This is a genomic window from Terriglobia bacterium (assembly GCA_020072785.1).
GTDB lineage: Bacteria > Acidobacteriota > Terriglobia > Acidiferrales > UBA7541 > Acidiferrum.
In genome coordinates, this window is sequence record JAIQGG010000008.1 from 1 (window position 1) to 18812 (window position 18812).

Annotated in this window: 19 protein-coding genes and 1 tRNA gene; 10 read left to right on the forward strand and 10 right to left on the reverse strand. The window is 61.5% G+C overall.

Annotated elements, in window-relative coordinates; all coding sequences use genetic code 11:
* Nucleotides 1–263 precede the first annotated feature (263 nt).
* The gene (locus LAN61_15065; GenBank protein ID MBZ5541836.1) at nucleotides 264–1133 is read right to left on the reverse strand and encodes a polyphosphate kinase 2 family protein; all 870 of its coding nucleotides are present in this window, start codon (nucleotides 1131–1133) and stop codon (nucleotides 264–266) included.
* A 462-nt stretch (nucleotides 1134–1595) separates the two neighbouring features.
* On the opposite strand from LAN61_15065, the gene LAN61_15070 reads away from it, so the two are divergent.
* The 5 genes from LAN61_15070 to LAN61_15090 all read left to right on the forward strand — a co-directional run bounded on the left by LAN61_15070 (nucleotide 1596) and on the right by LAN61_15090 (nucleotide 5277).
* Nucleotides 1596–2366: a Mut7-C ubiquitin/RNAse domain-containing protein gene (locus LAN61_15070; GenBank protein ID MBZ5541837.1), complete on the forward strand. Its 771-nt coding sequence runs from the start codon at nucleotides 1596–1598 to the stop codon at nucleotides 2364–2366.
* Nucleotides 2367–2881: 515 nt separating this feature from the next.
* Nucleotides 2882–3835, forward strand: a complete 954-nt coding sequence (locus tag LAN61_15075; GenBank protein ID MBZ5541838.1) for a hypothetical protein — start codon at nucleotides 2882–2884, stop codon at nucleotides 3833–3835.
* The gene (locus tag LAN61_15080) at nucleotides 3825–4358 is read left to right on the forward strand and encodes a hypothetical protein (GenBank protein ID MBZ5541839.1); all 534 of its coding nucleotides are present in this window, start codon (nucleotides 3825–3827) and stop codon (nucleotides 4356–4358) included. Before LAN61_15075 ends, LAN61_15080 begins: the two co-directional genes overlap by 11 nt.
* Before the next feature lie 63 nt (nucleotides 4359–4421).
* The gene (locus LAN61_15085; GenBank protein MBZ5541840.1) at nucleotides 4422–4709 is read left to right on the forward strand and encodes a GYD domain-containing protein; all 288 of its coding nucleotides are present in this window, start codon (nucleotides 4422–4424) and stop codon (nucleotides 4707–4709) included.
* A gap of 121 nt (nucleotides 4710–4830) precedes the next feature.
* A complete protein-coding gene (locus tag LAN61_15090; protein ID MBZ5541841.1) occupies nucleotides 4831–5277 on the forward strand; it encodes a universal stress protein in 447 nt (148 codons plus the stop codon).
* On the opposite strand, the gene LAN61_15095 is transcribed toward LAN61_15090, so the two are convergent.
* The 6 genes from LAN61_15095 to LAN61_15120 form a co-directional block, all read right to left on the reverse strand.
* Entirely contained in the window at nucleotides 5266–6237 is a 972-nt protein-coding gene (locus LAN61_15095; GenBank protein MBZ5541842.1) for a carbamate kinase, read from the reverse strand. The two genes, LAN61_15090 and LAN61_15095, sit on opposite strands and share 12 nt — an antisense overlap.
* 18 nt (nucleotides 6238–6255) lie before the next feature.
* Nucleotides 6256–7245: an ornithine carbamoyltransferase gene (argF, locus tag LAN61_15100; protein ID MBZ5541843.1), complete on the reverse strand. Its 990-nt coding sequence runs from the start codon at nucleotides 7243–7245 to the stop codon at nucleotides 6256–6258.
* Nucleotides 7246–7261: 16 nt separating this feature from the next.
* Nucleotides 7262–8596: a cyclic 2,3-diphosphoglycerate synthase gene (locus LAN61_15105; GenBank protein MBZ5541844.1), complete on the reverse strand. Its 1335-nt coding sequence runs from the start codon at nucleotides 8594–8596 to the stop codon at nucleotides 7262–7264.
* 300 nt (nucleotides 8597–8896) lie between these two features.
* Nucleotides 8897–8973 (reverse strand) — tRNA-Arg (locus tag LAN61_15110).
* Nucleotides 8974–9038: 65 nt separating this feature from the next.
* Nucleotides 9039–10292, reverse strand: coding sequence for an MFS transporter (locus LAN61_15115; protein MBZ5541845.1), 1254 nt, complete (start codon nucleotides 10290–10292; stop codon nucleotides 9039–9041).
* 35 nt (nucleotides 10293–10327) lie between these two features.
* A complete protein-coding gene (locus LAN61_15120; protein MBZ5541846.1) occupies nucleotides 10328–11773 on the reverse strand; it encodes an amidohydrolase family protein in 1446 nt (481 codons plus the stop codon).
* 202 nt (nucleotides 11774–11975) lie between these two features.
* On the opposite strand from LAN61_15120, the gene LAN61_15125 reads away from it, so the two are divergent.
* A complete protein-coding gene (locus LAN61_15125; GenBank protein ID MBZ5541847.1) occupies nucleotides 11976–13073 on the forward strand; it encodes an alpha-hydroxy-acid oxidizing protein in 1098 nt (365 codons plus the stop codon).
* Nucleotides 13074–13100: 27 nt separating this feature from the next.
* Here the strand turns inward: LAN61_15125 and LAN61_15130 are convergent, their stop codons facing one another.
* Genes LAN61_15130 through LAN61_15140 form a run of 3 tightly spaced genes read right to left on the reverse strand, consistent with a single transcriptional unit; the run spans nucleotide 13101 to nucleotide 16385 of the window.
* On the reverse strand, nucleotides 13101–14798 hold the full coding sequence (locus tag LAN61_15130) for a M28 family peptidase (protein ID MBZ5541848.1): 1698 nt from the start codon (nucleotides 14796–14798) through the stop codon (nucleotides 13101–13103).
* A 31-nt stretch (nucleotides 14799–14829) separates the two neighbouring features.
* Nucleotides 14830–15294 (reverse strand): transcriptional regulator NrdR, encoded by a 465-nt coding sequence (gene nrdR, locus LAN61_15135; protein MBZ5541849.1) that lies wholly within the window; start codon nucleotides 15292–15294, stop codon nucleotides 14830–14832.
* 29 nt (nucleotides 15295–15323) lie between these two features.
* Complete coding sequence (locus LAN61_15140) at nucleotides 15324–16385, reverse strand: flippase-like domain-containing protein (protein ID MBZ5541850.1); 1062 nt, start codon at nucleotides 16383–16385, stop codon at nucleotides 15324–15326.
* 239 nt (nucleotides 16386–16624) lie between these two features.
* Between LAN61_15140 and LAN61_15145 the strand changes: the two genes are divergently transcribed.
* The 4 genes from LAN61_15145 to LAN61_15160 are packed head-to-tail and all read left to right on the forward strand — an operon-like array spanning nucleotide 16625 to nucleotide 18808.
* Nucleotides 16625–17194, forward strand: coding sequence for a sigma-70 family RNA polymerase sigma factor (locus tag LAN61_15145; GenBank protein MBZ5541851.1), 570 nt, complete (start codon nucleotides 16625–16627; stop codon nucleotides 17192–17194).
* Nucleotides 17195–17218: 24 nt separating this feature from the next.
* Nucleotides 17219–17926, forward strand: coding sequence for a zf-HC2 domain-containing protein (locus tag LAN61_15150; GenBank protein ID MBZ5541852.1), 708 nt, complete (start codon nucleotides 17219–17221; stop codon nucleotides 17924–17926).
* Entirely contained in the window at nucleotides 17923–18537 is a 615-nt protein-coding gene (locus LAN61_15155) for a DUF5668 domain-containing protein (GenBank protein ID MBZ5541853.1), read from the forward strand. Before LAN61_15150 ends, LAN61_15155 begins: the two co-directional genes overlap by 4 nt.
* Nucleotides 18538–18550: 13 nt before the next feature.
* Nucleotides 18551–18808 carry a DUF5668 domain-containing protein gene (locus tag LAN61_15160; GenBank protein ID MBZ5541854.1) on the forward strand — a complete coding sequence of 86 codons (258 nt, stop codon included), beginning with the start codon at nucleotides 18551–18553 and terminating at the stop codon, nucleotides 18806–18808.
* Nucleotides 18809–18812: the final 4 nt, after the last annotated feature.

The following is an 18812-nucleotide window of genomic DNA, read 5'->3' on the forward strand; positions in this document are numbered from 1 at the left end:
TCGGCGCGGCGATCTTCGCTGGCTTGTCCATGAAACTCCTCGATCCTCAGAATGGGCCGCGCCGGCCGGCACCCGCCGCCCCGGCGCACAAATGGCCTAAGAAAACGCCAAACAAAAGTGTAATCATGCGCGAAGCGCACAGGATTTGCAAATTGGAAAACGCAAAACAACCCATTGCCATCGCGGGAGAATTCGCGGCGAATCGGGCATCAGGACCCAGGACGGAAAACAAAGGGGATATTGCCTGTCATCTCTTCTCCGCTTTACTTCACAAGACCTTTACGGATGGATTCCAATTCCTTCCGGCGCATTCTGCCTGCCTTCGGATAACTCATCCTGAGCTTCTTAAAGGTGTCGAGAATGACCTGGGAAATGATCAGACGCGCGTTCTCTTTGTCATCGGCGGGAACGATATACCAGGGTGCTGTTTTGGTGCTCGTCGCACCGAGACAGGCTTCGTACGCCTTCATATAATGCTTCCACAGCTTCCTCTCCGCGACGTCGGCCTGACTGAATTTCCAATTCTTTTCCGGATTATCGATGCGCGCTAGAAATCGCTTGCGCTGTTCCTCTTTCGACAGATGAAGAAAAAATTTGACGATCCGGGTTCCGTTTCGGTAGAGATGATTCTCCAGATCCACGATGGAACGATACCGCTCCTCCCAAATAGTCTTCTCGTCGAGCAGATCATCTGGAAGTCCCTCGCCGTGGAGAATCTCCGGGTGCACGCGAACAACCAGAACTTCCTCGTAATAAGACCGATTAAAGATGCCGATCCGCCCGCGCTCCGGCAGACGGCAGGTGCTGCGCCATAGAAAATCGTGGTCCAGTTCCTCGGCACTCGGGTGCTTGAAGCTGAAAACCTGGCAGCCTTGCGGATTGATGCCCGACATGACGTGCTTGATGGCGCCGTCCTTCCCGGCGGCATCCATCGCCTGAAAAATCAGGAGGAGCGAATAACGGTTGTATGCGTAAAGGAGGCTCTGCATCGAGCTCAACTTCTGAATATGTTCTTCGAGAAGTTTCTGATACTGTTCCTTCGATTTGTAAAGAGGCTTCACCACCGTCGGCCACTTTTTGAGTGTGATGTCTTTCCCTTCTCGCACGCGAAAGTCTTTCGAATCGATTTTCATCTTTATCCCCTCGGGGTGCTGGCCGTCTCAACTGCGTTTGCCCACTCATATCCTGTTGGAGAATGCCGAGTGCGCCCTCCCCGTGGAGAAGCCGCTCTCGATTCTCTGCCATAAATGACAGATAGAAGATTGCATAGAAGAACGCAAAAAGATATTGCTCGAAGAGTTGCGGATAAAGCTCCGAAGGAGGCAAGTTGAGAAGCGGCGGAAATGTAAATCCTTCGATCTTCAGGACAGTGATTCGTGGCCGACTAGAATGTTGAGAGTGAAGAATCTTCATTGCAGCTTAGGAATGTTTGGATGGTGCGCCTGAATCAATCCCTGTTTGTCAAAATGCCCAGAAGTTGTCCGTCCACCCGCGAAGATGCGGGCGATGCCGTGACGGATTTTGCAAATGGGCACAGAAAACCGTGCATACTTATGATGTGCAAGTAATTCCCACTGGTTGTCACGGGAAGAGAAATGAAACAAGCCTACGTTCGATTTTATGCTGAGTTGAACGACTTTCTTCCGCCAGTGCGACGAAGGCGGGCGACCGCTTATTCTTTTGTAGTCAGCGGGTCGGTCAAAGACATGATCGAAGCCCTGGGTGTTCCGCACACGGAGGTCGATGTCATCCTCGTCAACGGCGAATCCGTGGATTTCTCTTGCCGCGTGCAGGATGGGGACCGGATCAGTGTCTATCCGGCATTTGAATCGATCGATGTAGCGCCTGTGATCCGCCTGAAACGTCAGCCGCTTGGCGAGAAGTGCTTCGTTCTCGATACGCATCTTGGCAGACTGGCCGCGTATCTACGGATGCTGGGTTTCGACACCGTGTACCGCAATGACTGCCAGGATGAAGAGCTGGCGCAAATCGCATCGCGTGAAGGGCGAATTCTCTTAACCCGGGATCAAGGATTGCTGAAACGCAATCTGGTCACCCGCGGTTATTGCGTGCGGGCAACGCTCCCGCGCGAGCAGGTGGCCGAGATAGTGGAACGCTTTGCACTGGCAAGACTGATTGTTCCATTTCAGAGGTGCGTGCACTGCAATGCTTTGCTGCAACCGGTGCGCAAGGAATTGGTGCTTCACCGGCTGTTGCCGGAGACCCGGCAACATTTCGAGGAGTTTTACATTTGTCCGGCTTGCGAGCGGATCTATTGGAAAGGCTCGCACTATCGCCGGATGAGCCATCTCATTGAGACCATCCGAGCCAGGTCCCAGCGACAGCAGGAGGACAATCATCCCTGAGGCCGGGGCGTTGCGCGCGGCTAGTACTATGAATGCCTCTCGGCCATCGGCAACAGAGCGAGAAAAAACACAAGTCGGGTGAAATTGCTCATCTTGAGCGGTTTGCCACTAAACTGGAATCCGCGTATCCCCCGCAGAAAGAATGCTTTGCGGAATCTGGGCGGGTTTCAGCTCTGGCCCTCGGAATGCTCCCATCATTTGGGCAATATGGCCTAGCATAGATAGAGCGAACTCCAATGCTGAAGCCCGGTCTCCTCCGGTCTCTTCCCGCAATTCCCTCCCCCGTTCTTACCGTCTATTTGGACACGGACCGAGCTGATTCCGATAATCGCAAGCTCACTCCCGCCTACAGGACCTGGTTACGGTCCCAGGCCACTGCCCTAGCTGGGACTGTAACTCCAAGAGAGAAAAAACTCTTTCTCGAACAACTGGCGCGGGTCGAAGAATACCTCCGAGCCCATCGGCCACGCGAGCGCGGCCTTGCCATCTTTGCGGGTCCCACAACCTGGGAAGTCGTGTCTCTTCAATTGAAGCTCAGGAACGATCTCTCCTGGGGTCGTCCGTCGCTATCCCAATTGTTGTGGCTGATGGATGAGCATAGGGCGTGCGGAACCGTGGTTGTGATCCGAAAGGGCGCGCGCTTTTATCTGTACTGGCTCGGAGAACTAATCGAACTGGAGAAAAAAGAGTTCGTGGCAGACGTTTTAGAGTGGAAGAAGAAGGATCTCGGAAAATTTGAGCGCACCGGAACACGTACGCTCCCCGGAATACACAAGCCTCGAGGGTCGCAGCACGATGTTTTCGACCATCGCATGGACGCCCAATACCAGCACTTTTATCGTGAAGTCGCCGAAGGCATTCAGCTTCACTGGGCAGAGAAGGGCAGTCAGCGCACCGTGTTCTTGGTCGGGCTGGAGGAAATGGCGAACGGTGTTCTGGAAGAACTTCCAGAAGCGTTCAAAGACCGTGTTGTTCCAGTCCGAGAAGATCTGGGGTGGGGCTGGATCTCCCGCGCGGAACTGCAACGTCGCCTTGAACCGATAATCCAGCAGTGGGAGCGGCAGCGAGAAGTCGCGCTGGTCGAGGCTTTACTCAGCAGTGAGCGTGGCGTCGTCCTGGGCATAGACGAAACGCTGGTTCGTCTCCAGCAAGGGACTGCGCGCAATCTAGTTGTCGAGAACGATTTAGAGGCAGGCCTGCATCGGTGTGAAAAATGCGGATGGCTGGACCGGGTCGCAGGCCCTCCTTGCACCGTTTGCGGTGGGGAGCGCCAGGCTGCCAGTTTGCGAGAGACACTGCCCGAATTGGTGCGCCGCTTCGGGACATCGATCGAAATCGTGGCCGGTGAAGCGGCTCGCAAATTGCATGAAGCAGGCGGAATGGGTGCCTGGCTTCGGCAGGCCGAAACCGCATCCCTTCCACGGGAGACTGAGAGCAGCGCTGTCTTACGAGGAACCATTGCAGAGTGATGCCACACAAGCGCGTCCTCTTCGCCGCAAGCAACTTCGGCGGCTGCATGCCTTGTGGCATCGCTGGACTGGCCGGCTGCGGCTATCGCACGAAGCTGATCGCGACTTGCGCCATTACTGCATCGAGCGCTTCACTGCCGGCCGGGCGCGAGAAACGCGCGAGCTGACGGAAAGCGACGCGGATTGCGTCATCCAATGGCTGATGAAATTGGTGCATCACGCGGAGATGCGCCTGGATCAGGCTGCAGGAACTGCGGGACGCCATGGTTATCCCAAGAGCGGGCGTGTGCCACCGAATGCGGCAGCCTGGCGTGCACTATGGGGCTGCGCCGCAGCGCTCGGAATGAACCGTATGGAATTGGAGAAGTTCGTCCAGAGGCACTATTCTGGAGTCGGTCTGCGTGGTTTGGACAACGTGCGCACAATGGCGGACCTGAACCGTATTCTTTGGGGTCTGAAGGCAATGCTGCGGCGCAGGTCGGACAAGGAACCATCACTGCGAACACAAATGCTGGCAGCGTAGTGCCGCTACTCCGATGCCAGCAAGGATTCGGCCTCTGAAGTTTCCAATAGCAGGAGGTGTGAAGTGGCAACCTATGTGATTCTCAGCCGTTTTTCCCCGGAAGCGTTCCGAGATCCGAAGGACTTCAAGAAATTAGCCGATGCCGTGTCCAACAAGATCAAGAAGGAATGCCCGAATGTGGAATGGAAGCATAGTTTCGCAACCATGGGTCGGTTCGACGTCGTGGATGTAGTTGAGTCCAACGATCCCAAACAGATCGAAAAAGCGGCGATGCTCATCCGCGCCTATGGACACTCGACGACCGAGACACTTTTTGCAACGCCCTGGAAGGAATTCCTCGACATGCTGTAAGAGGATCCCGGCTTGACCGTCCTTGCGCAGGCCCAGGAGGAAGGCCTCTGGCCCACGGGTCCCAAGGCATTTTTGTTCCAGAAAAGTGGGAAATTTCGCTGCGAACACTGCGGGGTAAATCATGAGAATTCTGCTGGCGATCGATGACTCCAAGTTCTCGGAAGCGGCCGCGCAAGCGGTGGTCGCGCAGGCCCGGCGGCCGGATACGGAAGTCCAGGTTTTGCATGTGATAGAACCGCCGACCATATTGGTCGCCCGGGAAATGGGGGCCTATGCCTCTGCCATGGAGGCGGAATGGCAGAAACATCGCAAGCAGGCGGAAGAATTGGTGGCGAATACCGCCAAAATGCTGCGCGAGGCTGGTTTGAAGGCGAGCACGGCCGTCGAGCAAGGCGACCCCAAATCCAGAATCCTCGACCTCGCCACGGAATGGCAAGCCGATTTGATCGTCCTCGGCTCGCATGGGCGAAAAGGCCTGGACCGTTTTCTGCTGGGAAGCGTTTCGGAGGCCGTGGTGCGCCACGCTCCCTGTTCAGTGGAAATTGTTCGAATTCGCTCAGGACAGTGAATCTTCGTGAACGGTCAGAGAAGGGGGAAGGATTTCGGTGCCCTTCTCACCGCGCAGGGCCTCAACTATGTCTTCCGCGCAGGTGATCACGGCGCGGAGTCCGCCTGCCTCGAGAAACTCCAGGGCTGCTTCAATCTTCGGCCCCATGCTGCCCGGAGGGAACTCACCTTGCTGCAAATACTGATTCGCGCGCTCCGCGGTGAGACGCTCAAGCGGCAACTCATCGGCCTGACCGAAATGCAAGGTGACTCGATCCACGCCGGTCACGAACAAGAGCAACTCAGCCCCCAGGTTTCTAGCCAGCAAGGAGGAGACGCGGTCTTTGTCGATCACTGCTTCGATCCCTTCCTGGCCTCCCCGCTGGCGCACGACCGGGATGCCTCCCCCGCCGGCACCGATCACGACGATACCTGAGTCCAAACAAGCCCGGATGGCATCGAGCTCGATGATTTCCAGGGGGCGCGGAGAAGCCACGATCCGCCGCCACCCGCGGCCGGCGTCTTCGGCAATTGTCCAGCCGAGAGTCCGCTTGCGCTGCGTTGCGATCTCAAGGGAGAAAAAAGGCCCGATGGGTTTGCTGGGGTTGCGGAATGCCGGATCCTCTGGATCCACAACCACCTGCGTGACCATGCTGACCACGCCGGAACGTAGTCCGCGTTCGGCCAGTGCGTTCTCCAAGGTCTGCTGCAGCAGGTAGCCAATCAGGCCCTGGGTTTCCGCGTCGCAAACATCCAGGCGCAGCGGCGACAACGCTGGCTGTGCCAGCTCGCTGCGCAGCAGCGCATCGCCCACCTGCGGCCCGTTTCCATGCGTCAAAACCAGGCGATAGCCCGCAGCCAATACCTCCGTTAGCCCTTTGCAGATGGTGCGCGCACGGCTTAGCTGTTCCTCGAACGTTCCCCGCTGGCCCGGAAGAACCAGCGAATTACCGCCGATGGCGATGACCGCAATGGGCTTCATTGTTTCTCCGCAGCCAGCTCAGTCGGGTGCTTCTGCCAGCAAGGACAACAAGATAGCCTTGTGTGCGTGTAAACGGTTCGCGGCCTGTTGCAGCGCCACGGATTGCGGGCCGTCCAGCACTTCGGTCGTCACCTCTTCGCCGCGATGCGCCGGCAAGCAGTGCAGAAAGACGGCGTCCGGTTTGGCCAGCGCCAGCAGCGACGCGTTCACCTGGTAGGCTGCGAAGATGATTTTGCGCTCTTCGGCTTCTTGCTCCTGCCCCATGCTGGCCCATACGTCGGTATAGACAGCATCGGCATCCCGAACGGCTTCGGCCGGGTCATTCATTACGCGGATAGTCGCGCCTGTGGCGTTTGCGTCCGCGAGCGCCTGCATCAGAATCGTGGATGCTGGTTCGAAGTTCGGTGGGGACGCGATGGTCAGGTGCAAACCAACTTTAGCAGCGCCATGTGCCAGAGAGTGCGCGACATTATTGCCGTCGCCGATAAACGCAACCCGGAGCCCTTGGAGTTGCCCTTTGCACTCGCGGAGTGTGAGCAAATCCGCGACCGTTTGGCAGGGATGCAAGAGATCCGAGAGCGCGTTGATGACCGGGATGCGTCCCTGCAGGGCCATGTCTTCCAGGATACGCTGCGAGAACGTGCGCATCACCAGCGCATCTACCCAGAGAGCCAGATTCCGGGCCACATCTTTCACGGCCTCCCGCTTACCCAGTCCAATGTCGGCCGGCGCGAGATAGATGCCGTGTGCGCCCAACTGCAGTAGACCCACTTCGAAGGACACGCGGGTGCGCAACGAAGGTTTTTCAAAGATAAGTGCCGCCGTCCGGCCCTCCAGAGCCCCCGCAAAAGCAGATGGGTGAGCTTTCACTTCCGCCGCGTGATCGAGCAATGCCGCCATTTCCGTTACCGACAGGTCGTGCAGAGACAAAAAATCGCGCTTCTCAACTCCGGGAGCCCGGCCAAAAGGCCGGAATGGAATCGGAGAGGTGTGCAGGACTTGTGACATATAGAAGCCTCGCAAATCATGCGGTGACCGGCGCATGTTCCGCCACGAATTCCCGGAGCACCTGCGCCAAAGTGAGCGTGCTTCGCTCGACCACGTCGTAGGTCACGCGCACAGTCGGTTTGGAAATTTGAACGATCCGTCCCAGATCGATCGGAGTGGCGATCACGACAACGTCACAGGGTGTCCCACGGATCGTCTCCTCGAGTTCACTGAGTTGCCTCTGGCTATAACCCATAGCGGGAAGCAGGGGGCCGATGTGCGGAAAGTGCGCAAAGACCTCGCGTAGGCTTCCGACCGCGTAGGGCCTGGGGTCCACCAACTCGGCTGCGCTTTCCCGGCGGGCTGCAATCACGCCCGCGCCGTATGCCATTCCGCCATGAGTCAGCGTCGGGCCATCCTCAATGATCAAGGCGCGCGCGCTCCGCAAGCTTTCGGGATGATCCACCGCGATGTGCGAGACGGTCTCGATCAGGCGTGCTTTCGGGTTGCGTTCCCGGACATTGTGCCGAATGATTTCAACATTTTCATCGACAGCCGTATCTACTTTATTGATCACAATCACACCGGCTCGCAGCAGGTTGACCTCGCCTGGATGGTAAAGCAATTCGTGTCCGGCGCGATGCGGATCCGCCACTACGATTTCGAGGTCGGAGCGGAAAAACGGCGTGTCGTTGTTGCCGCCGTCCCAGACAATGACTCCGGCTTCCTTTTCCGCCTCCGCCAGAATCCTTTCATAGTCCACGCCGGCATAGACGATAGTGCCGGCTTCCAGGTGCGGTTCGTATTCTTCGCGCTCTTCAATGGTGCAATGATGCCGGTCCAGATCGGCGAATGCGGCAAAACGTTGCACGGCCTGACGGGCCAGGTCGCCATAGGGCATGGGATGCCGGATGACGACCACTTGCACCCCCATTTCTTTCAGGAGTTGGACAACTCGGCGGGAAACTGGTGTCTTGCCGCAACCCGTGCGCACGGCACAGACGGAAACGACGGGTACGCGGGATTTCAACATCGTGCGATCGGCGCCCAGCAGCAGGAAGTCTGCCCCGGCGGCGATCGCGCGCGAAGCCAGATCCATCACCTGGTTGTGCGAGACATCGCTATACGAGAACACCACCAGGTTCACCTTTTCCGTCACGATCAAATGTTCCAGTTGTTCCTCCGCGACGATGGGAATGCCATTCGGGTAGAGTGGCCCCGCCAGTTCGGGTGGATAGCGGCGGCCGGCGATCTCCGGGATTTGCGCCGCTGTGAAAGCGATCACGCGGTATTGAGGATCCTCGCGAAAGCAGACATTGAAGTTGTGGAAGTCCCGGCCCGCCGCACCAAGAATAGCTACGTGCCGCTGCATGAGAACCTCCTGAAGAGCCCGCCTCGCGATCTGCCTCTTATCGGCCGACAAGGGCACAACGTTGCCGCGCCCTGTGACTCCGACCCTCATTGGAGCAGTTGGCTGCCCAGCTCAAAACTAAATCTCTGGCCCACCATAACCAATTGCAAATAAAAGACTTGTCACTTCCTGAAGAGGGAAATAAAGGTGGGACTTATAGCAACTATTTGAGCGAAGCAGCCCAGATTAGTGCGGGAGTGGTGCGCGAAATAACCCAAGACGCGCGGATTTGGCCATCGGACTTGGCCAAAGGATTAGAAGTGGTGCGCCCGGGGGGACTCGAACTCCCGACCTTCTGGTTCGTAGCCAGACGCTCTATCCAGCTGAGCTACGGGCGCACTGTGTAAAAAAATTCTACCACAGCCCCGCGCTTGCTGCCAGCCGGCCGGACGGCTCGGATTTCTCACCCTGCGGGAGCTGCACCTTCCCGGAGTGCACTGTCCGGCGCGGCTGTGCGCAGAAAGCTGCGCCCACGCGCCTCCGTACCGATGAGCAGGAGCATGGCCAGAGAGACAAGGGTGACGATCTCAAAGCCGGCAAGGGCCCACTGATAACCGATATGGTCGCGCAAGGCATACTGGATGGAATTAGTCGGCGCGGCAAAGAGAATACCCAGTTGGTAGGCCATCCCGGGCATTAAACCGCGCGCCGCGTCTGCCGCCAGCTCATTCAAGTGCACGGGGATGACGCCCCACGCGCCCTGCACGCCCATCTGCATCAGGAAAGCACCGAGGACCAGCACACCGAGACTCCCGCCGAATGCCCACAGCGGAATCGCCGCCAGGGAAAGCGCCAGCGCCGCCATCATGCTTTTCCTGCGTCCCGCCAGTTCGGAAAAATGCCCGAAGATGACCGCGCCTACGATCGCGCCCACGTTGTACAGCATGGCCATATTCGCGCGCATCGCCTGCGACACGCGGTGAACCTCCTGCAGAAAGTCCGGGTAGAGATCCTGCGTGCCGTGCGAGAGAAACATCATGAAGGTCATCAGCACCACGAGGTAGGCGAAGCGCTTCCATTCGCCGGCCACGACGCGCAGAACCTTTCCCGTGCTCTCCGCGCGGTGCTGCCGCCAGGCTTCGGACTCCGGCACCTTGGTGCGGATATACAGCGCCAGCAGCGCGGGCAGCGCGCCGATCCAGAACATCGGGCGCCAGCCCCAGTGCGGCAGGATGAAGCGCGCCGCAATGGCCGCCAGCAGGTAGCCGATGGAGTAGCCGCTCTGCAGGATGCCGCTCAGGACCCCGCGCCAGCGCACTGGCGCCGCCTCCATCGCCAGCGACGCACCGACGCCCCATTCGCCGCCCATGCCGATGCCGAACAGCGCGCGAAGCACCAGAAAAAAACTGTAGTTCGGCGCGAAGCCGCACAGCAACTCGATCACCGAAAAGAAGATCACGTTGGCCATCAGCGGCACGCGCCGGCCGAAGCGGTCCGCCAGCAGGCCGAAGAGCAGCGCGCCGATCGGGCGCATCGCCAATGTCGCCGTGGTCGTCAGGACGATCTCTTTCTTGCTGACCCCAAACTGGTGCGCCAGCGTGTCGATCAAAAAGACGACGACGAAGAAGTCGAAGGCATCCAGCGTCCAGCCGAGAAAGCCGGCCAGGACGGCATGGTGCGCTTTGGAGCCTTTTGTCGTGGAAGTGGCGAGTGGCAACGGTGAACGATCCCCCTGGTTTCGGCCGCGAAACTCTACTTTGTGAACGGGGCGCGGGCCGCGCGCCCCGGAAACACCCCGTCCACAGACTTGCCGTCGCGCACGACGGGCACGCCGCTGACAAGGACAAACGAAATGCCGTCGGAGGCCTGCAGGGGTTCCTCGAACGTGGCCCTGTCAATGACCCGCCCAGGATCGAAGACGGTGATGTCCGCATCGGCCCCCAGGCGAATCCGGCCCTTGTCGCGGAAGATTGCGGCGCGCTTTTCCAGCCGCTGTGCCGGAAGCAGGGTCATCTTGCGCAGTGCGGTCATCAGATCCAGCGCCTTTTCCTCGCGCACGTAGTGCCCCAGCACGCGCGCGTAGCTTCCCTGCCCGCGCGGATGAACCTTCGCTCCGGTGATGGGCATGCCGTCGCTTCCGATCATCACCACGGGGTCGGCCACGGCCATGCGCGCGGCCTCTTCGGGAATCGCGTGGATCACCACCACGCCCCCCTGCTTGCGGTATTTCTCAAACGTCTCCGCCGTCAGCCGCTCCCCCGTCGCGGCCCACTGAATGTCCTTGTAGGTGATGCCCATCCGCTCCTGCCAGCCGGGATCGAAGATGGCCGACTCCAGGCTCGTGCTCGCTGCGGTGTAGGGATAACACTCCGTAGTGACGTCCAGGCCGCGCTTTTGCGCCCCTTCGATCATGGCCAGGAGCTGCGGCGTGTGCTTCAGGCCCATGCTGGTGATGTGCACGACGTGCAGCGGCGCGCCCGTCGCAGCCGCTGCCGCAATTACTTCTTCCAGCGCCGCCAGCCCCGTTTCCGGCTCTTTCCCGCCGGCGTAGCGCAGGTGCACGTGCACCGGCGCGCCATATTTCGCGGCCAGCTGGAACATCTCCACGATCTCCTGGTGCGACGCGCCCGGCGTGTAGTTGATGCCCATGCCTTCGCCGAGAGCCCCCTCCCGGAAACCCTTCTCCATCTGCTCGCGGATCTTGACCATCTCTTCCGGCGTGGCCTCCCGATGATTGGCCGCCTCCATCGCAGCGATCTCCGGTCCCGTGGCCATTACCCGCTCGCGCACCGGGATATGCCCGATGCTCACGCCAAAATTGATGAGCGCCTTCCCCTCGCGCTCGGCGTACCACGCTCCCACATCTTCCGTGCCGCCCTCCAGTTCGAGCGAAGTCGTCACACCGTCGTGCGCCTGAAACGCGTAATTCCGCGGCTCCTGCCCGTGCTCGTGGAGATCGATGAACCCCGGCGCGACCACCAGTCCCCGCGCCTCCAGCGCCACCTTTCCGCGCAAGGGCTGCGTGGAAATGGCGCGAATCTTGCCGCCCGTGATGCCGATATTGCGCACCGCGTCCAGCTTCGATTCCGGATCCATCACCCGGCCGTGCAGGATCACCACGTCGTAGCCGCCCGCGGCGGTGCTGCGACCCGCGGCGATCAGCGCCGCCGCCGCGGCCAAACACGCCCCCGCCAGCATCAGGATGCGCACACGCACCCGCCGTTCCCATTGCACCATTGCCTGGCCTCTCCCGGTTGGCCCGGCGCGGACGATGCTACGTTCCGCTCCGGCTGCCTAGTGTCATCAGCGCGTGCCCCGCTGTCAAAGGAAAACTCGCCCCCGCGTCTTCCCGGCAACTCCGCTCTTGACCCCGGGCGCGGCGAGCGATAGAACGGCGTACATGGCCAAGCGGCAGAAAACTCCCTCGATTGTCTGTTTATCCGATTACCAGCAGGCGGCACAGAACAAGATGAGCGCCGTCGCCCGCGAGTACCTCGACAGCGGCGCCGCCGATGAGATCTCCCTGCGGCGCAACCGCACGGCCTTCGACGAACTCCTCCTGCAGCCGCGCGTCCTGCGCGACGTCAGCAGCCTGGACACCACGCTCGAGCTCTTCGGCCAGAAGATGGAGCACCCCATCCTTCTCGCTCCCGCCGCATACCACAAGCTGTTTCACAAGCAGGGCGAGCTGGCCACGGTGCGCGGCGCGGGGAAAGCCGCCGCCACGCTGGTGGTCAGTTCCTTCGCCACCATCGCTCTCGAGGAGCTCGCCCGCGCCGCAACCGCGCCCCTCTGGTTTCAGCTGTACATGCCGCCTGACCGCGCCATCTCCAGGGACCTGGTGCAGCGCGCCGAAGGCGCCGGCTACCGCGCCATCTGCATGACCGTGGACCTGCCGGTGCTCGGCGTGCGCAACCGCGAAATGCGCACCGGTTTTGGCCTGCCGCGCGGCGCCCAGCGCGCCAATCTCAGCCGCTACAATACCGCCATGGTCACCGCGGCACATTTCGACGAGACCGGAGCAACCATTGCCACGCTGGACGCTTCGTTAACCTGGAAAGACTTCGAGTGGGTGCGCTCGCTGACCAAGCTGCCGGTGCTGGTCAAGGGCATCCTCGCCCCCGAAGACGCGCGCCTCGCCGCGGAGCACGGCGCCGCCGGAATCATCGTCTCCAATCACGGCGCGCGAAACCTGGACACCACGCCCGCCACCATTGAAGTTCTGCCGCGCATCATGGAAGCCGTGCCCGCAGACTTTCCCGTACTTCTCGATGGCGGTATCCGCCGCGGCACCGACGTGGTCAAGGCCTTGGCCCTGGGTGCGCGCGCCGTGCTGATTGGCAGGCCGTATCTGTGGGCTCTGGCGGTGCACGGTGAAGCCGGGGTGGAGCGCGCCGTGCGCATTCTCCTCGACGAGCTGCGCGCGGTGCTGGCCCTCTGCGGCCGCGCCTCGCTGGCCGCAGTGGACCGCAGCATCCTCTGGACGAAGGAAAACTAGCGGCGCAGATCCCGCGCGCGCTGCTGCTCAGGGCTTCTGGCTCGCTTTGCGTGCCGGCTCGAACTCATCGCCGGGCTGCCAGCTGGCCAGTCCCGGCAGCGTGGCGGCTTTCCATCCCAGCGCGAAGCCGAACCGCGCCATCTTCGCATCGCCCGTGAAATCCATCTCCGGCTTGTACTCGTCCGTGGGCTGATGGTAGTAGTGCTCGTTGTAATCCTTGTGCTGCGCCAGGCCCCATTCCGCCGTATGCCCCGCGAATTTTACGCCTTCGTTGACCGAGAAGGACGGAATCCCCACGCGGGCCAGGCTGAAGTGGTCGGAGCGGTAGTAGTGCCCGGCCTCGGGCTGGGCATCGGGCGCAATGGCCATACCGAAGCTCTTGGCCGTCTCCTCGACCGCCGGATAAAAGGTTGTGCGCTCCGCGCCGTTCACTTCCACCTCTTCCGGGTCGCCCAGCGGCGGCAGGTCGTCGTAGTTCAGATCCAGTGTGATCCTGGACGGCGCGATTGGTGTGTGTTTGCCCAGATACTCCGAACCGAGCAGCCCCTGTTCCTCGGCGGTCACCGAAGCGAAATAGATCGACCGCGCCGGAGCCTCTTTCAACGAGGCGTAGGCGCGCGCCAATTCCAGCAGGATCCCGCAGCCTGTCGCGTTGTCCAGCGCCCCGTTATAGATGTTGTCGCCGGACATCGCCGGATCGATTCCCAGATGGTCGTAGTGCGCTGTGTAGAGCACCCCCTCGCCGCGCCGCTGCGCATCTGTCCCTGGCAACATCGCCAGCACGTTATGCGAGACGAACGGGCGCAGATGGCTGGCCAGATGCGCCTTCAAACGTACGGGCAGCTCGATCGGCTTGAAATCGCGCGATTGCGCCGCCTGAAACAGCTTGTTCAGATCGTACCCGCCAAAGCCCACCAGCCGGTTCGCCACATCCCATTGAATCCAGGCCGCCGCCTCCAGCTTCGGCGTGCCGTCGCGCTGCAGGTAGGAATGCTCGCCGCCCCAGGAGCTGCGCACCACCTCCCAGCCGTAGCTGGCCAGGTCCCGGCGGTGAATCACCAGCGCTGCCACTGCGCCCTGCCGCGCCGCTTCCTCGAACTTGTAGGTCCACCGCCCGTAGTAGGTCAGCGCCTTGCCCTTGAAAAACTTGGGATCGTCCGACGACGGTTCCGCGACGAACATCACCACGACTTTGCCGCGCAGGTCCACGCCCTTGAAATCGTCCCAGTTGTACTCCGGCGCCTGAATGCCGAATCCCACGAAGACCACCGGGGCGTCGATCTCCGCCGTTTCCGTCTGGCTTTCGTTGTTGGTCACGAAGTCGTCCAGCAGCTTCAGCCGCACCGGCTCGCCCTGAGCCGGCGTAAAGGTAAAGGATGTCTCCGGCAGGGTACGCACGCCTACCATGGGCACCTTCTGCATATACGAGCCGTGATCGCCCGCCGGCTTCAGTCCATACAGCGCGAACTGCGTCGCAATATATTCCGCCGCGATGTCCCCGCCGCGCGCGCCCGTGCCGCGCCCCTCCAGCAGGTCGTGCGAGAGGAAGCGCACGTGCGCGCCGATCTTCTGCGCGTCAATTCCCCGCATCGCCGCCCCCGCCGCCGCGGGCAGCCCCGCGGCCTCTTCCCCGGCGGCCCAAACGGCAAGATAGCCCGTGGCTCCGCCCAGCAGCAAAACGAACAACAGCCTGGCAAGACCCAGACGGGTCCTCTGCAATCGCATGTTTGCTTCTCCCAAGAGCGCGGCGGACCGGTTACTTCTTCGTCCGATCCTTCAGCAGCCCCTTCAGCTCGGACATGAATTCCTTCACGTCCTTGAAATCCATGTACACGGAGGCGAAACGCACATAGGCGACCTTATCCAGCTTTTTCAGCCGGTGCATGATCATCTCGCCGATTTCCGTGGTGGTCAGCTCGCGCTCGGTAGCTTCCTGCACCACGCCCTCGATTTCGTCGACAATGCCCTCGAGCTTGGCAGTCGGCACGGGCCGCTTCTCACAGGCTTTGAGCAGCCCCTGCAGAATCTTCTGGCGGTCGAAGCGCTCGCGCCGCCCGTCCTTCTTGATCACCATGTAGGGAATTTCGTCGATGCGTTCGTAGGTGGTGAACCGCCGGCCGCATTTGAGGCATTCGCGGCGCCGCCGAATCGTATCGCCGGTGCGGCCTTCGCGGGAGTCGATCACCTTGTCGTCAAGATGCGCGCAAAAGGGACATTTCACTCGGCCGCCTCTCCCCGCCGCCCTGCCGTCTAGGCGGCTTCCTTTTCTTCGCGCCCAACCATCCGGCGCAACTCCCCGAACGACAAACCTTCCTGGATCAGCAGCGGCACACCAGCCAGGCTGCAGGCCGCAAACGTAATCAGCCACACCACCACCGCCGCCACCACCGCCGGCTCTCTTTCTACTCCAAAGATTGCCGTGTAAGCAAGAATAGAACCGATCTGCGATCCCCCGCCCACTGCGGGCAACTGCACCACCGAGCCCACCAGCGTGAACGCCATCACCACCGTCGCCTCGCTGAAGGTGATCGCGCCGAGGCGGCCTCCGAAGCTGTGCGAGACCCAGTAATAGACCATCGCCACCAGCACCCAGTGCGCTCCCGAATAGAACACCGCGGACGCCAGGTCCCCCCAGCTGCGGATGGTCTGGATGCCGCGCACAAATCCCAGGACAATGTGCGCCAGCGTCGCCCGCCAGCCGTGCGCCGCCCGCCAGCCCTGCAGCCGCCGTTCCAGCATGGCTGTGCCGTGCAGCCGCAGATAGACGAGGAAGGCCACCATGCCGAAGACCCCGGTGAAGAGCAGTGTCCCGGCCGTCCGTGCCGCATGCTCCAACGCTCCCGCCGCGCCCGCCGTTCCGGTATGCACCGGCAGCAGGAACAGCCCGACCGCCGCAATCACGGCCATACTCGCCGCGTCGAACAGCCGCTCCAGGGCATAAATGCCAAACGTATCCGCCACTGGCTGCCGCTCCTTGCGCGCCAGCAGCAGCGGACGGAGCGGCTCCCCGGGCCTCCCGAACAGAAAGAGCAGGGAAAAGCCGGCCAGAGTCATGCTGTAGATGTTGCGGAAGGAGACCGGTCCGAGGTGCCGCGAAAAGCGCATCCAGCGCAGCGCGCGCAAGGCATAGCAGGCGTAGATGGCCGCCAGCCCGAGCAGCAGCAGCTCAAGGCGCGTGTGGTGCAAGGCCTGCAGCATCTCCCCGGCGTGAAATTCCCCGTGCTTGAGGCGGCCGCTCGCGTGGTAGAACACCGCGCCCAGCAGCACAATCCCCAAGCCGATCAAAATACCCCTGCGAGTCCCCGAGCGCATGAGGTGTCAGCGTACTGGCCGAGGGCTGGAAGGTCAAGAGCGGCTTGCCCTGGCCCTCTCCGGCAATCCTCGTAATCCCAAATACTTAGCCCAGGCTTGTACCCCGGCTCGGGGGTGGGTAAGATGCCGCCGAGGGGGGCCCCTTACCAGGTCCGCCAGCAGGGAACATTCCAGGAGCAGTTTGCGTTCCATAGTGTGGCAGGCCGAAAGACCTAGCAGGATTCGAGGCTAATGCAACGTTGGAGCAGGATGCCCAACTGGTCCAGCAATGCCTCCAGGGCGATGGTTCGGCCTGGGAGGAACTCGTGCGCCGCCACACCCGGCGCGTGTATAACCTTTGCTATCGCTTCACCGGCAATGGCAGCGAGGCCGAGGATCTGGCGCAGGAGGTTTTTTTGAGGATTTACCGCACGCTCGCCACTTACCGCTCCGCCCACGGCGGCTTTGCCACCTGGATGACCAGCGTGACCCGCAACCTCCTCATTGACCACTACCGCCGCACCAAGCGCGATCGCCTCACCGATTCCCTCGACTACGCCATGCCCGTGGTCGAGAACAAGGAGTCCTCGGCGCGCCGCCCCGATGAGCAGGCGCTGCTCGCTGAACTCAGCGCGCAGATTCAGGCTGGCCTGCAGAAGCTTTCTCCGGAACTGCGCGAAGCGGTTATCCTGCGTGACTTGCAGGGTCTGGAATATGTCGAAATTCGGACGGTACTTGGAGTGCCCGAAGGAACGGTAAAATCGAGAATCAACCGCGGCCGGATCGAACTGGCGCGCATTCTTCAGCAGATGGGAGTGCGGCCTCATTAGGGAGATGCTAGCGCGGAGCGAACCATGAGCTGGACCTGCGAACAAATCGAAACGAGCCTCAGCGATTACCTCGACGGCTTGCTCTCTCCCGCCGACCGCGAGGCTTTTCTCGCGCACGCCAGCTCCTGTGCGCAGTGCGCTCCGCTGGTAACCAGTCTCCCGCAGCTCCTGGCCGGACTTCACACTCTCGCGCCGGTGGAGACGCCCCCGCACCTCGTCTACAACATTCTCGACAAGACCCTCGGTCCGCGCGAATCGTCTTCCCCCTGGCGCTTCCTCCGCGATTTCCTGCGCGGCCTGGCGTCGCCGAAATTCGCTTATGGCGCCGCCTCCGTCCTCGCCACCTTGGCCGTGGTCCTGACCGCCGCGGGTTTCTCCTGGCGCAAGCCCCGCCTCGCGGAACTGCACCCGGTTACCCTCTACCGCAGCGCCGACCGTCAGGCACACCTGGCCTACGCCCGCGGCTCCAAATTCATCAGCGATCTGCGCGTGGTCTATGAGATCCAGTCGCGTCTGCGCCCGGATACCGAGAACCCCGCCGCCCCGGAAAACTCCGCTCCACCCTCCGCTCCGCCATCGGGTCCGGACGACCAGCCGGGCATTTCCAACACTCCGCGGCATTTCAATCGAACTTACGGCAATCGCCCCGGCCTGACCGTTCTGGCGACCATCTTGACGCCCTTCAGCCAGTTGACCGCTTCGCGGTCACGCATGCAAAGGAGCCTCCCATGAACTGCGCGGTCCATACGGAACACGAAGCCGTCGGCTACTGCCGCAACTGTGGCAAGGCCCTGTGCGCCGCCTGCACGCGCCCGGTCCGCGACGTTCTCTACTGCGAGGACTGCCTCGCCGCGGTCATGGGCCATGCCGCTCCCCCCGCCGCTCCGGCCGCTCTGCCCCCGGCAGCTTCCGGCTCCAACCCAGCCGTGGCCTTTATTCTCGGCTTCTTTCCCGGCTTGGGCGCCATCTACAACGGCGAATACAATAAAGGGCTGATTCACATCCTTGTTTTCGCCGCACTCGTGATCGGTCTCAGCACCGTAACCAACGAGAACCTGGAGCCGGTTCTTGGTCTTTCCCTCGCCGGCTTCATCTTCTACATGGCCTTCGACGCCATGCGCACCGCGCAGGCCCGCCGCGCCGGTCAGGCTGCTCCCGATCCCCTCGAAACTTGGGTCAAGGAAAAACCCATCGGCGCCATTCTGCTGATCGTGCTGGGCGCGCTCTTCCTGTTGAGCAATTTTGGCTGGTTTCCCTGGGACCGCCTGGGACAGCTCTGGCCGCTGATTCTCATCGTGGCTGGGATCCTGATGCTGCGCAAGCGCCTGGGACGCGCCGCGTGAGAGGAGTCTGACAATGGCTGATCGAATCCGCTGTGCGTGCCAGCGCTGCATGCTGCACGGGCTGATGGGCCCGGCTGTGCTCATCACTCTGGGCGTGCTCTTTCTGCTCAACGAGTGGCGTGGCGACTATTTTGGCTTCCACTACACCTGGCCGGTCCTGCTGATCGTCATCGGCCTGATCAAGCTGGCCGAATCGCTGGCCTCCACGGAAGGCCACGGCGCGGCCAGGGTGCAACCGCCGGCGCCGGGCAACCCGGGACAGGGGCGATAGATCC

Bases quoted from the DNA above. Each gene is read 5' to 3' on its own strand.
- LAN61_15065 (MBZ5541836.1), bottom strand. From the start codon at position 1,133: ATGAAAATCGATTCGAAAGACTTTCGCGTGCGAGAAGGGAAAGACATC.
- LAN61_15070 (MBZ5541837.1), top strand. From the start codon at position 1,596: ATGAAACAAGCCTACGTTCGATTTTATGCTGAGTTGAACGACTTTCTT.
- LAN61_15090 (MBZ5541841.1), top strand. From the start codon at position 4,831: ATGAGAATTCTGCTGGCGATCGATGACTCCAAGTTCTCGGAAGCGGCC.
- LAN61_15095 (MBZ5541842.1), bottom strand. From the start codon at position 6,237: ATGAAGCCCATTGCGGTCATCGCCATCGGCGGTAATTCGCTGGTTCTT.
- argF (MBZ5541843.1), bottom strand. From the start codon at position 7,245: ATGTCACAAGTCCTGCACACCTCTCCGATTCCATTCCGGCCTTTTGGC.
- LAN61_15105 (MBZ5541844.1), bottom strand. From the start codon at position 8,596: ATGCAGCGGCACGTAGCTATTCTTGGTGCGGCGGGCCGGGACTTCCAC.
- LAN61_15120 (MBZ5541846.1), bottom strand. From the start codon at position 11,773: ATGCTGGCGGGGGCGTGTTTGGCCGCGGCGGCGGCGCTGATCGCCGCG.
- LAN61_15125 (MBZ5541847.1), top strand. From the start codon at position 11,976: ATGGCCAAGCGGCAGAAAACTCCCTCGATTGTCTGTTTATCCGATTAC.
- LAN61_15130 (MBZ5541848.1), bottom strand. From the start codon at position 14,798: ATGCGATTGCAGAGGACCCGTCTGGGTCTTGCCAGGCTGTTGTTCGTT.
- LAN61_15140 (MBZ5541850.1), bottom strand. From the start codon at position 16,385: ATGCGCTCGGGGACTCGCAGGGGTATTTTGATCGGCTTGGGGATTGTG.
- LAN61_15150 (MBZ5541852.1), top strand. From the start codon at position 17,219: ATGAGCTGGACCTGCGAACAAATCGAAACGAGCCTCAGCGATTACCTC.
- LAN61_15155 (MBZ5541853.1), top strand. From the start codon at position 17,923: ATGAACTGCGCGGTCCATACGGAACACGAAGCCGTCGGCTACTGCCGC.
- LAN61_15160 (MBZ5541854.1), top strand. From the start codon at position 18,551: ATGGCTGATCGAATCCGCTGTGCGTGCCAGCGCTGCATGCTGCACGGG.